The sequence below is a fragment of the Nocardia sp. CA-129566 genome, from assembly GCF_050956075.1.
GTDB lineage: Bacteria > Actinomycetota > Actinomycetes > Mycobacteriales > Mycobacteriaceae > Nocardia.
In genome coordinates, this window is sequence record NZ_CP192085.1 from 6,262,978 (window position 1) to 6,276,112 (window position 13,135).

11 protein-coding genes and 1 pseudogene are annotated in these 13,135 nt (G+C 62.9%); 1 reads left to right on the forward strand and 11 read right to left on the reverse strand.

Annotation, left to right across the window (positions count from 1 at the left end; translation table 11 throughout):
* Positions 1-76: 76 nt before the first annotated feature.
* The 6 genes and pseudogenes from ACQP0C_RS27360 to ACQP0C_RS27385 all read right to left on the reverse strand — a co-directional run bounded on the left by ACQP0C_RS27360 (position 77) and on the right by ACQP0C_RS27385 (position 6,404).
* Positions 77-1,765, reverse strand: a complete 1,689-nt coding sequence (locus ACQP0C_RS27360) for an ATP-binding cassette domain-containing protein (RefSeq protein ID WP_433724460.1) — start codon at positions 1,763-1,765, stop codon at positions 77-79.
* Complete coding sequence (locus tag ACQP0C_RS27365) at positions 1,746-3,419, reverse strand: asparagine synthase-related protein (RefSeq protein ID WP_433724462.1); 1,674 nt, start codon at positions 3,417-3,419, stop codon at positions 1,746-1,748. The genes ACQP0C_RS27360 and ACQP0C_RS27365 overlap by 20 nt, the downstream gene beginning before the upstream one ends.
* A complete protein-coding gene (locus ACQP0C_RS27370) occupies positions 3,416-4,063 on the reverse strand; it encodes a lasso peptide biosynthesis B2 protein (RefSeq protein ID WP_433724464.1) in 648 nt (215 codons plus the stop codon). The genes ACQP0C_RS27365 and ACQP0C_RS27370 overlap by 4 nt, the downstream gene beginning before the upstream one ends.
* Before the next feature lie 574 nt (positions 4,064-4,637).
* Positions 4,638-4,712, reverse strand: a pseudogene (locus ACQP0C_RS27375) (hypothetical protein); the annotation flags it as partial.
* Between the two features lie 400 nt (positions 4,713-5,112).
* On the reverse strand, positions 5,113-5,637 hold the full coding sequence (locus ACQP0C_RS27380) for a hypothetical protein (protein WP_433724466.1): 525 nt from the start codon (positions 5,635-5,637) through the stop codon (positions 5,113-5,115).
* A 488-nt stretch (positions 5,638-6,125) separates the two neighbouring features.
* Positions 6,126-6,404, reverse strand: a complete 279-nt coding sequence (locus ACQP0C_RS27385; RefSeq protein ID WP_433724468.1) for a hypothetical protein — start codon at positions 6,402-6,404, stop codon at positions 6,126-6,128.
* 1,552 nt (positions 6,405-7,956) lie between these two features.
* On the opposite strand from ACQP0C_RS27385, the gene ACQP0C_RS27390 reads away from it, so the two are divergent.
* Positions 7,957-8,376, forward strand: coding sequence for a hypothetical protein (locus ACQP0C_RS27390; RefSeq protein ID WP_433724470.1), 420 nt, complete (start codon positions 7,957-7,959; stop codon positions 8,374-8,376).
* A 398-nt stretch (positions 8,377-8,774) separates the two neighbouring features.
* Here ACQP0C_RS27390 and ACQP0C_RS27395 read toward each other — a convergent pair whose 3' ends face one another.
* From ACQP0C_RS27395 to ACQP0C_RS27415, 5 genes are all read right to left on the reverse strand, one after another.
* A complete protein-coding gene (locus ACQP0C_RS27395; RefSeq protein WP_433724472.1) occupies positions 8,775-9,332 on the reverse strand; it encodes a hypothetical protein in 558 nt (185 codons plus the stop codon).
* Between the two features lie 317 nt (positions 9,333-9,649).
* Entirely contained in the window at positions 9,650-10,600 is a 951-nt protein-coding gene (locus tag ACQP0C_RS27400; protein ID WP_433724474.1) for a DUF1152 domain-containing protein, read from the reverse strand.
* A gap of 561 nt (positions 10,601-11,161) precedes the next feature.
* Complete coding sequence (locus ACQP0C_RS27405) at positions 11,162-11,575, reverse strand: nuclear transport factor 2 family protein (RefSeq protein ID WP_433724476.1); 414 nt, start codon at positions 11,573-11,575, stop codon at positions 11,162-11,164.
* Positions 11,576-11,670: 95 nt separating this feature from the next.
* On the reverse strand, positions 11,671-12,132 hold the full coding sequence (locus ACQP0C_RS27410) for an SRPBCC family protein (protein WP_433724478.1): 462 nt from the start codon (positions 12,130-12,132) through the stop codon (positions 11,671-11,673).
* A gap of 59 nt (positions 12,133-12,191) precedes the next feature.
* Positions 12,192-13,082, reverse strand: a complete 891-nt coding sequence (locus ACQP0C_RS27415) for a helix-turn-helix domain-containing protein (RefSeq protein WP_433724480.1) — start codon at positions 13,080-13,082, stop codon at positions 12,192-12,194.
* Positions 13,083-13,135 lie beyond the last annotated feature (53 nt).

Here is a 13,135-nt window from a genome sequence, read left to right on the forward strand (position 1 = left end):
CTACAAGAAGCTCGCGAAAGCGACCACATGAGACACGCTCTAAGCAGCCGTGCAAGGCGGCCCGCGGGCGCTGATATCAGGCGTGCACCGCAGTGGGTGTCAGATCGAGCACGTTGTCGGAGGTGGCGATGGTGTCGGTGCGGTGGGTGATGGCGATGATGGTGGTGTCGGCGGCCAAGGCGCGCAGCAAGTTCAGGATGGCGGTTTCGGTGTCGCTGTCGAGGGCGGAGCTGGCCTCGTCGAGGAACAGGATGCTCGGTTTGGCGATGAGGGCTCGGGCGATCGAGAGCCGTTGTTTCTCGCCACCGCTGAGTAGGCGTCCGCCCTCCCCGATGCAGGTGTCGATACCGTCGGGCAGCTGGTCGAGTTTGTTGGCCAGTCCGACTTCGGACAGGGTGTCGATGATCTCGTCGTCGGCGAATTCTCTTCCCAGCAGGATGTTTTCGCGGATCGGCAGGTTCATCATCATCGGTTCTTGGGGTACATATCCGACGGCGGACCAGTAGGTGTGGTCATCGAAGGTATCGAGTGGTTGTCCGTTGACCCGGACGTCACCGGTGTAGGTGGTGTTGAGTCTGAGCAGGATGTTCATCAAGGTGGACTTGCCGACACCGGAGGGGCCGATGATGAAGTTGAGCGCCCCGGGGGTGAAACAGGTGTTGAGACTGTCCAGGACTGGGAGGCCGCCCGGAGTGTATCGCTGGGTGAGGGCTTCAATATCGAAGACGGGTGCTCGGGTGAGCGTGGCTGGCGTGTTGTTCGTGGTCGGGCCGGAGGCCAGGCTCGTTGGCTGGTCCTTGAGGAGGTCGAGCATGGGTTCGGCTATGGCCTTGGCTTGTGCGAAGTCTCGCAGCGATGTGCCGACGAGTTCGAAGGGCCGGTTGAGTTGGGCGAGTACGAGAACGAGCAGCAGAATCTGTGCCAGGTCGTAGCCGTCGTGGTGCAGCAGGAGCAGGGCCGCGAACGCGCCGCAATATTGCACCATGACGAGCAGTCCTTGGAATCCGCCGTAGATGACGCGGCGGCTGTAGAAAGCGTTCCAGTTGGTGCGTGCGTCGTCGTAGTTGCGGCGGTTGATGTCGGCGATCCAGGATTGGCCTCGGTAGACCCGGATCGAGATGATGTTGGCGACGACGTTGCCGAGAAGGTTGGCGTTGTCGTTTGTTTTGCGTTGTGCCACGCGCAGATATTTGTCGGTGACATTGTTGCTGCGCAGGGTCAGCCACACCGTCGCGGTGCCGTAGACGAGCACGAATACGGCTACGACCGTGTTGATGCTGTGGCTGATCACGGCCATGGATATGGCCACATCGGACGCGGCGCCGAGGATCACCATCATGAACATTTGGATGTAGATCTTGTTCGACAGGTTGAAGCTCTGCACCAGAGCTGAGATCTTTGCGGCGTTGGCTTGGGCGAATACCGAGCCGTCAGCGTTCATGATCTTGGCCAACAGCTCGTCGCTGGCGACGTTGCCGACGTCCTGTTGGACGCGGTTCATCAGAACGGTCTTGGCATCCTGGAGGAAGCGCGCGGCTGCGGTGGCAGCGGCGAACATGACGAAGTAGCCGAACAACTCCGCTGTGGGCTGGGCGATGTTCGAGACAGCGCGAACGAAGATCAGCGGGCCCGCGATAGCGCTGATCGAGGCGAGCAGTGTGATCGCGACGAAAACGGCGATCTGTTTGCGGGAGTTGCGCAGTCCCTGTCGCAGAATCGCTGCCTGGTCGCGGCTGATGATTCGATCAGGTCGTTGCCAAGGCATGGGCAATCCATTCGTTGGTGACGGCGGCGCGGATAAGGGCGAATCTGGTGTCGCCGTCGGGTGTGTGTCCGTCGGCGAGCTGGGTGAGTTCCTGTCGATCGAGCAGATTCCGGTCGCACAGCTCGCTGTCGAGCAAGCCCTGCGCGAGCCGACGGTAATCGTAGCGAGTATCTAGATCTCGGCCTCCGCCCTTGCCGATGCGGTGGACGATCTCGCTGGGAAGCTGGGTGAACATCGCACGCTCCACCGCGCGGTCGATGCCATCGTGCAAGTGGTGGGTTCTCGGTGCTGTCAGGCTGGAGCGGATCAATGGCCAGAACAGCGCCGGTTTGCGTTCGGTGCTTGTGCTATCAGCCAAGGCGATTCGGTTCATTTCCGCGTTGCGCAACGCGACGTATTGGAATGCCACGGACAGCGGCCAGGTTGACACCTTTTCCGTGCTCGGGATCAGGGCCATCTCCCGCGGAGGGCGGGCTAGGACGGAGGGTGCTCGGAAGGCGAGGTCGCCGAACATGTTTCGCCAGTGCTCGGTGTCTTCAGCGGGCCGTCGAGCTGCCCGCGCCATCGTCCATATCGATTTGTGCTGGTGCGCCGCGAGCGCGCTCAGGACGCGGACCCGGGCGGCGCGGGTAGCGGCTTCACCGACCAGTTCGGGGGCGAGCGTGGCTCGGGAGAGTCGCAGGAAGAGTTGATCCCCGCCGTCGCCGCTGAGCAGGCGGGTGCATCCCAGTTCTGCGAGCTTGGCGTGGATCCGCTGGTTCAGTGGGCCCGCGGCGGCTATTTTGGATGGTCGCGGCGCGGGGGCGAATAAGTCCGCGGAGGTGTCGGTGCGCGACACGCCTTCGCTGGTTTCGATGTAGTGGGGTTGGGCGCCCGGGATGGCGCGGGCGAGCGCGGCGAAGTATTCACGTTCGTCGCTGCTCTCGTCATCGTCGCGATAGGTGTTGATCAACGGTAGGGCGCTGTCGGGATGGCATAGAGCGGTCGCGACCGCGACCACCGAGGAGTCCAAGCCGCCGGAGGCAGCTATTCCTACCTTGCCTTCGTATCCGCTGGTTTTGTGCGCAACGCTGGCCAGCAACAGCTCGCGGCACATGTCGCGGGTCCGGTCGAACGACGATTCAGTGCGCCGAGGTGTCGCCGCGAACAGATCCGGCAGGTGATCGGTTTGGTTGACCTCACCATCGCGGCAGTCGAGGATCGCACCGGACAACAATTCCTCTACGCCGATGAACCCCGTTTGGGGCGTCACCCACGTCGAGTTGATCATCGAGCCATGCAGATATTCCCAGTTCAGAGACCACGAGTGAGAGGTAATGTCCACGGGCAGAGCGGTTCCCGACCACAACGTTAGCGTGTCGCCGTCGAAGTGATAGTAGACCTCCAGCTCAGAGAAGGCTGGTCTCACCACGTATGCGACTCCACCGGTCTGTACGACGAAAACGGTGTCACCGGCGAGGTTGTGAATCAGGTATTCGGCGATCTCGCGGGGGCGTCTGTCGCGGAGCACGGCTGGATTTGGGCAGGCGGGCAGGCCGGTCAGCGCATCGACCGCGGCGCCGACCTGGGTGATCGTCGTCCACTCGGTGATTCGGTATTCGGTCACCGCGGCGTAGGCCTGCTGCGTAGCAAGGCGGGACAGGTCGATGTTCATCGGCGCGGGGATAGTCGGAGGATCTCGCGGTAGGACTCGATGCGCCAGCGAAGGTCGTTGAGCAGATAGCCGTCGGCTTCCACCCAGGCGTGGGCCTGAAAAGCCGGTTGAACTGTGATACCCAGGACGATGTCGGCGCAGACTCCGGAGAGCCTGTTGAAGTACAGGTATGCGCAGATCGAGTCTTCGAGACACAGAATGTCGCGTCCACGGAATGCGCGGAGATATCTGTACACGCGGGCGTGGTGTTCGAGGGCTTCGGTCGGAGCGTTGGTTGTTGGCCGTGGCCCGATGGTGTCCCGGCAGACGGCCAGCTGATGGCGGACCGGCACGGTGCGCATGCGTGCAGCGCGAGCCGCGGACCGTGCGAACAGAGTCGTCGAGCGCGGCGGCGGTATCAGGGACTCGTGTGCGTGGCGAACATCGCGAAGGTGGCGCCGCACGCTGGGACCTCGTTGGCGCGGGGCATCGGCGATGTCCGGCTCGACCAGGCTGTACCTATTGACGTGCAGGTCAAGCTGCACACAACGCCCGTTCGACCAAGCTCTGTGGTAGCGAGTATCGAGCACATCTGAAGTCAACGACTGAGGCCTTCCTGGTCGAGCCGGATCATCATTTACGGTGGACCCGGTGATCAGGTCCACTTATCGAACGTCAACTGGTCGACGACGAAGTCGAACTCGAAACCCTGCGTCAGCTCGGTAGCATCACCCAGGTCGATCGTGTTCCCCATACAGATTCACCCCCTCTCCATTTAGTGCTCTTGAAGACTTTGACGCGCCCGGGCTCTGATCGGTTCCATCGTTGTCGCAGTTAATATTTCGTGCGCTCGGCACCACCGCTGGCCCGACCACAGCACCTTCTCCGCATCGGTGCATCCGAGTCCGAGAGTCCAGTGACCTCTTTGCGGGGCGCGGCCTGAGAGTGGTGTGGCGGCCGTGCGCTGCGCGGGCCTTTGGCTAGTCGTTGGTCTTGGCGGCGGAAACGCGGCCGAGCCGACTTCCCGCCGCACATTGCCGAATTGGCGCGCGGCAAGGTGTCCACCCGCCCCTCGGCAGGCCAGCCCGGCAGATACACCGACGCCCGAACGGTGGCAGGATACGACCACTCCGGAAGGGGTAGTCATCGGCCCGGTTTGACGAGCATGAAAGCGCTGGGAGCGCCTGCGATTTCGGCGGTTCGGACGCCGGATCCACACGGTGTTCACGTGGGATTGCTTGCGATGGCCCGGATCGGCATGGCCTCGGCCCGATGCAGTCGCCGGATTTCCGCCCAGTCCTCCACGTTGAGCACCTGATGATTCGTTACGGGGAGGTCAAAGGATCTCCTGGAACCACCAGGACAGTATCGGACCGGAATCGACACGGCGACCGACGGAAACGCTTTGAGGGGGTGATGGTATTGATGGGCGGGCGCGGCGTGTTCGACTCCGCAGGGATCCTTGGGGGATATTCTGCACTGACCAGGCGTTATCCGAGTTCGAAGAGACGAGGTAACCGTTGTGGCCGCAAAGTTCGAGCTGTACCAGGACAAAGCCGAAAAGTTCCGATGGCGACTATCTGCTGGACGTTTGCGAGCGTTGACAGATGTCGACTCGGTGTGTCTGACCTGCATGTTTGAGCATCGACAGCGTTGGTAGGCATCGGCTCCAGGGCGATGCACTGCGGACGGGCTGCGGACGGGACCGCTTGCTTCATGAAACGTATCGAGAGAGCCTTGCTTGCCTTCGCGTCGGCAGATTCGCCTGGGAGTGATTCTGCACATCGGTCCCGGCATGTCGAACGAATGCGTCGATCGCGGCAGTTGCCTGGTGGTAGCGCGCTTGATGTTCTTCAGGCGTCGATGGGGCGACTCCCCCTCGCTGGATGGCTAGCGATGCCTCGATTGCTGCCTGCGCCAGCTGGATCAGGCGCTCATCGCTGGTCAGGAGCTTGATCCGCAGCAGCTGTGAATTGGCGACCGCCTTCTTGTCGTACGCCTCGGATCGCGTGTTTGCTTCGGCGTCGGGATCCTGGTTGAGCCGGTGCCATCGCTTGATCTGGTGGTGACGATACTCGACAACCGCGTTCGCGAAGTCGTGATAGGCGGTGAGGCGGTCCTGCCTTAGCCTCTCGACGAAGTTCTGACGCATGGTCCTGTCGGCGTTGACCCGCTGAAAGTAGTGGGTGACAGCCGCACCGAAGAGAGTGCCAGCGATGGCGATCAAGGCAGTAATCACATAGCTGACCATACGTAGCTTGGGATGAATCCAGTTGCGCGCTCGGCAATCTGGCCGAGATCACTTAGAGAGCGCGCCCAGCCGATGGCCCTGCTGTGTGGTGGGGTGCACCCAGAGGCGGGCTGGCTGCTGGTCTCGCCTTCTGCTCCGGAGGCAGCAATGGGCCAGTTCCGGGGGTATCAGGAGGGACGTCGAAGTCTGGTGTCCTGGCGGCGTGATACTCGGTTGTCCGCGTGTGTCCGAGGCATTTGTGTCACTCCTGTGTCACCCGGATACCTGCGGATGGGTCGTCTGTCCGCCACCTACCTACTCCCCCGCCTTCCTCATACTGGCCATCTCTCAGTGGAAGACGGACGTGTCAAGGACGCCGCCAGGCACCGCGTAGCGGACGCCCGAAGGGTGGTCCTTGACGCGTTCGGCTGGAGCGAGACAATCGGGCCATGAGGACAGCGGGGGATTCCCGCGTGATCCGACCTCGGCTCACACCTTCATGCCTGTCCGCTTTGCGCTTGGTCCTTCGGTGGCCAGAGACTCTTGCCGTTGAGTTTGAGGTCATCGGGCAGCAGAACGGTGTATCTGTCTGCGCCGTGAGTCCAAATCACCTCGCCGTCGGTGTGCAAGGTGACATCGATGATGAGGTCGGCTGGATGCTCGAACTCGATGGACAACACGTCATCTTGGGATTCGAGTCGAACTTCGTCGCCGTACGGTTCAACGAACCAGCTGCGTGGCGTGCCGGACTCGTTCGTGACAGAGATGCGGATCATGCGGCACAGCCTTGCGAGGAGCGGTCGATCATGCCGCCATATTCGCAGACTGCCCGCCGACGGCTACGTCTGTCTGGCGCCCAATGTGAGCAATCAGGGTTCTATGCGGCTTTCAGCCTGGAGGCTGCCGCCGACGCGCCGACGCGCCGCGGTGACCGCCGTTCAGGAAATCGCGTTGCGCGGCGTAGCGCGGCGGCGGCGGCCGTAAGGCCGCAGCCGCTCTTGTTCCTGTATGGCGAAATTCGGCAGTGAGTCGGATAACACGGCGAGACACGGACGAGATGCAGCTCGCTGCGCCGAAAATACCTGGTACCAAAGGGGATCTACTGGCCTGCTGTTCGGCTATGAGAACCATACGTCGTCGGCGCGCCAGCGCTGCACGCCCGTGAACGACCGACTGATTCGAAACGCCGTGCGATTTCCGTTCAAGTCGGCGATCGACATGAGTCGCTTCCGGCTTCAACTCCGTGCGAACGACGAGCGCGGCGGCATCGACCTTCTAGCTTTGGATGTAGGGCGAGCCAGGACGATGAACCGGCAGTTGTCCTGTTGTGCGAGGTGCCCGACGCAAACTACCCGTCGAAGGACAAGTCGCTACTGGAGATTCACGATGCCGAGTTGTTCTTGACTAGGCTCGGTGGACCCGCCGCTCACGCCGTTGTCAGCAAGGGGCCAGGCCGCAATGAACCACCGGACTGTTGGGTGACCATCGGGGACAACATATATGGGGTGGAGCTGGCGCAACTGTCGTGGCCGACCGCTCTGAGGGAACATGTTCCAGATTCGCCGTGCGGGCCGATCATGGCGACGGCAGCCGGGCCGACACGGAGCAATCTGCCGAGGGCTCCTCGGCTGGGACGGGCGACAGCCCGAAGTCGTCAAGCAGTAATCGCCAAGTCGCGGGATTCGGTCGCGTACTACTTCGTCCAGCGACCGGCGGTCGAACATCTCACTCCCGGAGCGGTGGCTGCTGTGTATGAGTTGTTCGACGTTGCTGTGCCGGCGGAGGGAAACGAGCGGCGGCTAATGAACGAGCTCTGATTCGACAGGGATCCACGAAGCTACGAGGCCAAACGGGCGGGTCTGCGACGGGACTCGATGCGGCGCAGAGCATCCGCTCCTGCCGAAACGCGAGCGGGCAGCTGTGTGAGGGAGTGACTCAGTCACTGTCGGGTTTTCGTGGATCGTTAAGGGCGTTATAGCGGGGTACCAAGCCCTGTATGCAGCCCACCAGTAGCGTCTGCGGCGACACACTGTACTGCCGCGTGCCGGTCATTCCAGAGAGCTGGGAATGCGGTGGGCTGTTGATCTCACGGCACGGTGCGCCTGCCGAGTCGATGCTTTTCGAGGTGCGTGCGATGTGTCATGGACGGCCGCCGAGGACTCGGGCCTGCCCGCGGCGGAGGCCGCCGTCGGTAGCCGGGCGCCGATGCCGACATAGGGAATGTCGATGCAGTCGGCCCAGCGGTTCAGGCTGCCAGTGGCGATCGCGTCGTAGCGCAGTTCGCGACCGCGGCCACCGTCGAAGGGGATGCGCGGCTAAGCTGGACGAGTGAATGCCCTGCGGCGGTTCCTGTTCGGGTCGGGGCGGTTACCAGAGGACCTGCGTGCGTCGCTCGACGCCTCCAGCGGAATCGTGTTCTTCGAGGAGGGCCTGAGCGGTTCGGTCATCCGTCGCAGTTTCCGGCCATCCGGTCGTCTCGTGGAATGGGAGCGGCGGGAGGTCTCGGGCGCGATCGCGGTCACTGTCAGCGGACGGGTACTGGTGTGGGCGGGCCGGTTCAAACATATCGATATGTCGATGACGCATCCACTATGGGCGGCAATCGAATTCAGACTCGATCGACCCAATCGAGTCTGCTTCGTCTACGACCCGGCGACGACCGATCCGCGGGAGCCGGAACGAGTCGAAGTGAGACTGAGAACGTCGCAAGCGAAGCGACTCGCTCAGCTGATGACACGACCGGCATGAAGCCACTGATCTGTCGCGCGTGTCCACGATCCGGCTGTACCGGCGCCACGGGTACCGTGATGCGGCTGCCGAGTCGATGGATGCGGACGAACGGCGCACAACTGAGCCGATGAGAATGACCCGAACGCCCCACGCCCGGTAATGTCGCATACCGGCCGTTCGGTAACGCGGCGTCGACCGATCGACAGTGCGATAATCCGTTCCACTTCCGTGTCATCGGTGGTCCCGCGACTGGCAAGATAGTGGTCCCTCGGCAGGGTTCTGGCGCAAACAGTGTGATCGTCATCGGGAGAGATGCGATCGCTAACTAGCCGATTAGCGGAAGACGCCACTGGCACGGCCCCGGAATCCTGACTCACGTCGGGCAGAACGGATCAGCCGGTTGGCGTGAACGACGATCAGAAGACCTGGAACGCGTCGACGAATGCGTTGAACGCGGCAACGCCGTCACTCGGACTCGCTCCCCAACTTGACCTTGTGGCTACCCGCAACGCGAATACCCGATCGTCGACAGTGAAGATAAGAGCTTTGGCGTACCCAGGCACCTGGTCCTTGTCGAGAAACTCGCCAGTCACTGAAGGGTGCCCACGAAAGGTTCCGTACTGGATGCTGCTGGTCTCCATGCCATCCGAGGTAAGGAAGTTGGCGACAGACGAAATACCCTGGTTCAGATCGTACGTAGCACCTGCAGGCATACGCCAATACGCCAATCGGAGCGCTACGCCTTCCGTGGTGGGAGCGAGCACACTGGTTTCAGTAGAGGTGAGCCCCTCGCGCCCTTCTCCAGGTATCTGCTCCACTTTCGGTTGTGCCGGAAACATGGCGAAACACGCACATCCAGGATCGGCATACGATGATGTCAGTGATGGCACCCCCGCCTGCGCTACTCCCCCACTCAGCATAGCCGCCAGAGCAACCGTGGCCATGCTGGAAATTGCCATAAAACCCCAGCGCATCGCGCGAACCCCCTCATTGAGCGTGTGACTACCAGCAGCAAGCTACCGTGGGACCGCAGCGCTGTCAGATCGAGACGGCACAGGCCATCGGAAACCAAAAGAAACTGCACAGGTTCGCATTCCATGGTACGGGGCCGTATGCCGAGCCGCCCGCTTGACGAAGATATTCTCCTGGCTCCCCTTTATGTCAAGAGGCAGTTGGGAATTCAGCGTTAGGCTGGATGGTGGTGAGTCCGGGTTGCGGCTTGTCCGAAGGGCCGATTACCGGACGTGTCCGGTGGGCGGCGCTGAGACTGGATCCGTCGTCATCGACCTGGTCAGTGTGGGATGAGGCTGGAGGGGCGGGGCTCGGGCCGTGACGTTAGATGGGCTTCGATTACCTGGGCCACCTCGTAGGCGTGATCGGTCGACTCGAGGAGTGGTAGGTATTCGACCGTGCGCGCCAGCGCAGGGAGATCAACGGCCAGGTACATCGCCATGAGCGGGTTCACGAACAGTTCTGTGCCGCAGGTGCGGTCGGTGGCATGGACATCGCCGAATTCCCCGCGCAACGCGCTGGCGATCTGGGAGTGAACAATGCTTGGGCGCATAGGTGTTTCGGCCAATGAGTGGACGACTGCGGCGAAGTATGCGGCGCCTTCCGGGCTGTCAGGCGGTATGGACAGTGCTCCGAGGAACGCGTTCTGCCGTTGCAGCGCGGCGAGGTTCTCGAGCACGTGTGCGTGACAGACGCCGTGATAGGCGTCAACGCCGAAACCGACCGACACCACCAGGCGGGCGATGCCCTCCAGCCCTGCCACGGCAGCGAGGCTGGTCATATCCTCCTGCGGAGTGCCCAGGCCGGCCTCGTCGCCGCGCAACAGGATGTCTGTGCCACCATCCACCAACACGAGGGCGTCCACGTCGAGCTGCTCGACAAGCGCGCGGTAGGCCGTACGCAGGGGCCGGACACCGGATTTGGGGAACGCGTACACGACCGGCTCGCGACCGGTGGTTGCCAGCCATCGTGCCAGACTGCGTTCGGGGAAGTAATCGTCATTGCCGACGGTCTCGGGACCAACGGCGGCGACCCCTGGCGCCAGCCAATCTTCAAGCGGGGTCCGGCGCAGGTCGCTGAACGACAGGTTCGCCAGATGCACCTTTTTGCCCAGCCCTTCCAGTGCCACGGCGAGCGGCAGGCCACCGTAGACATCGAATCCGCCGCCCGCCCCAGCGATCAGCACGCTGGAGGCATTCCGCAGGCGGGCGAACAGCGGCGGCTCGGCCAAGCGATACGAACTCACCTCGCCATCATGGCCACGGCGGCAGCATGGCGCCATAAGTTTTCGTTGTCCCGGCCTGCGGTGCACCCGGACTCGCATGACGCGCGCTCATGGCTCCTCCCCCCGAAGATCTCGCCGCTCTGATGGCCGGCGTGCCTCGCGCACATGTCCTTTGCCAACTGACCTGACACATTGCCATCGTCCAGGCGCAAGTGCAGGCTTCTGCCACTGCCTGACGCGGATAGTTTGTTCCGACTGTCAGCTCGGAGGTCCCGATCGCGGGTGTTGTCGTCGCCTCCGGCTGCCGATGGTCTCCGCCGATTGTTCCTGTCGGCTTGCGCAGCAGTGCGTTCGACAGGCCGAACCGGCACAGCGGATCCCGTCGTTGCGCTGTCGAAGAACTCCTCGGATCGTGGTCCTCGGCGACGACGGGTTCGCACATCAGGCACGAATCCTGAGTAGGGCGCGACTGACCGAATGCGTTCGGTTCGCCGACGGAACCGACCGGAATCCGCGCCTGAAGGACGGGGCATCCATGCGACGCCTCTCCAGTGAAATCGCCTGAAGTCAGGCAGGTCTCATGGTCTGCATAGTGCGCTCGGTCTCCCAGAAGGCGCGCATAGCGACGATCTTGCCCGCCTCGTCCACCCGGTAGGTGAACACACCGTCTGCATCGATCACCTGGCCGCCGTTATGGCTGCGGACCTTGCCGGTGAAGGCGATTTCATTCCCGCAGGCGAAGGAGTCCTCGAACAGGAACTCGATCGACTCGCTGGGCGCGATCGCCTTGTCCCAAAACGCCGCGATGGCGTCACGGCCCCGATGTCCCTTACCTTCCGGATCGAAAACCGAAGGGCCGACCGGGTCTTCAACGACGGCGTCCACCGCGAAAAGATCCAGCCAGGCGTCCTTGTCACGCACCTGGACCGCGGCCAGCAAAGCCTGGCTGGCGGTACGCGCCGGATGGGTGGCTATGGTCATGGTGTTCTCCTACTCGTTCTTCCCGTCCTGATCACCGACGAGCGCCGGAATCCGTGACCGCACTGGGATGATCTCCGCCCGCTCGATGCCCCTGATCAACCGCGGTGGGTCCGGAGAACGTCCGGAGTAGCGGCGTACTCCGCCAGTCCGTTCGCCATTGACTGCATGAAGCGACGGAGGTACCACTCGAAGAACCAGCGCATGCCCCGGTGCGCGAAGTATGTTCCGTGCCAGCGGATTTGTGTTCTGCCATCAGGTGTCTCCAGTAGTTCCACGGCGGCCCGGTAGTCGGCCATCTGGGGGTTTTCTACGCCCTCGTATGCGAACAGGCGTAGCGGCTCGAGGGAGGTGATCCGCTCCTTGGTGACCACCTTCCCGGTGCGAAAGGCTCGGGTTGCTCCGACACCATCTCGTCCTTCAGATGAGAGGCCTTGGGACAGCTCTGATTCCAGCGCATCCACCCGTGACCATGCGGGCCAGCTCTGCGCATCGAGCAGCAACCCCCACACCGCTGCCGGTGGTGCCGCCGAGGCCGCGATGACGTCATACGATTGCATGACAAGACCCTATGGCCGGGTCCGTCAGCGCTTCCATGCTCGAGATTGCTGTGCTGCGGTCAACGATTGCGATAGGTCGAGGGGCGGGTTCCGGCGTGCCGCACGAAGGCGGCGGACAGCGCGCCCGGACTGCTGAAACCGCAGCGCGACGCGATCTGGGCGATCGGGAGGTCGGTGTCGCGCAGCAGCCGCTTGGCCTCCTCGATTCGCAGCCGGGTGAGGTAGCGGTAGGGCGTCATCCCGGTGACGTCCTTGAAGACCCGGACGAGGTGGAAGACGCTCAAGTGCACCTCGCCCGCGATATCGGCCAGGGTGACCGGATCGGCTATCCGATCATGCATTATCGCCACCACAGCGTGGACACGCTTGTCCTCCCGTATCGGTGCACGGGGAGCCGCCGACCGGGCATGGCGAGTGAGTAGATGCATGCTCAGGAAGGCCGCGGCGGACTCGGCGTAGAGGTCGTCTTCCGCGCCGGACGAACCCAGCGCTCGAATGATCTCTTCGACCAGCGGATCTCCCGCGGCCAAGGATGCGGCAACTGCCTCGAAGTCCACACCACGGCCACCCAACTGCGCCGCGGTCGAATCGATTGTGCCGCGCGGGATGTGGACCTGCAGACTGCGCATCGGCCCGTCGCATCGATAGCTCCGCAGGACCGGCTGATCCGGGAGTCGCAGGTCGAGTCGTCCCGGCGCCCAATTGAAGCGGGTGCATCGCCCGCCGCTTCGCGTCTGCAGCACCCCTTGTCCCGCGACCGGCAGCACCAGGTGCAGATCCGCGGCCGCCGGCAGCGCCATGTCCTCCGCGACGGGTACGTGTTCGAACCGCTGCACGAGCAGCGACTCCCAGCCGGCGTCCTCCCAGCTGCAGTACGCCCGCCGAGCATAGCGATCCATATCGAAACCGGCATAGGGCTGCAGATCCAGACGCGCGGAGTCGAACACCATATTGCCGAGGCTACCCGCATGATATCGCCGTACCAGTGGATGAAGCGCGCAAA

Bases quoted from the DNA above. Each gene is read 5' to 3' on its own strand.
- ACQP0C_RS27405 (WP_433724476.1), bottom strand. From the start codon at position 11,575: ATGACCATAGCCACCCATCCGGCGCGTACCGCCAGCCAGGCTTTGCTG.
- ACQP0C_RS27410 (WP_433724478.1), bottom strand. From the start codon at position 12,132: ATGCAATCGTATGACGTCATCGCGGCCTCGGCGGCACCACCGGCAGCG.
- ACQP0C_RS27415 (WP_433724480.1), bottom strand. From the start codon at position 13,082: ATGGTGTTCGACTCCGCGCGTCTGGATCTGCAGCCCTATGCCGGTTTC.
- ACQP0C_RS27385 (WP_433724468.1), bottom strand. From the start codon at position 6,404: ATGATCCGCATCTCTGTCACGAACGAGTCCGGCACGCCACGCAGCTGG.
- ACQP0C_RS27360 (WP_433724460.1), bottom strand. From the start codon at position 1,765: ATGCCTTGGCAACGACCTGATCGAATCATCAGCCGCGACCAGGCAGCG.
- ACQP0C_RS27395 (WP_433724472.1), bottom strand. From the start codon at position 9,332: ATGCGCTGGGGTTTTATGGCAATTTCCAGCATGGCCACGGTTGCTCTG.
- ACQP0C_RS27365 (WP_433724462.1), bottom strand. From the start codon at position 3,419: ATGAACATCGACCTGTCCCGCCTTGCTACGCAGCAGGCCTACGCCGCG.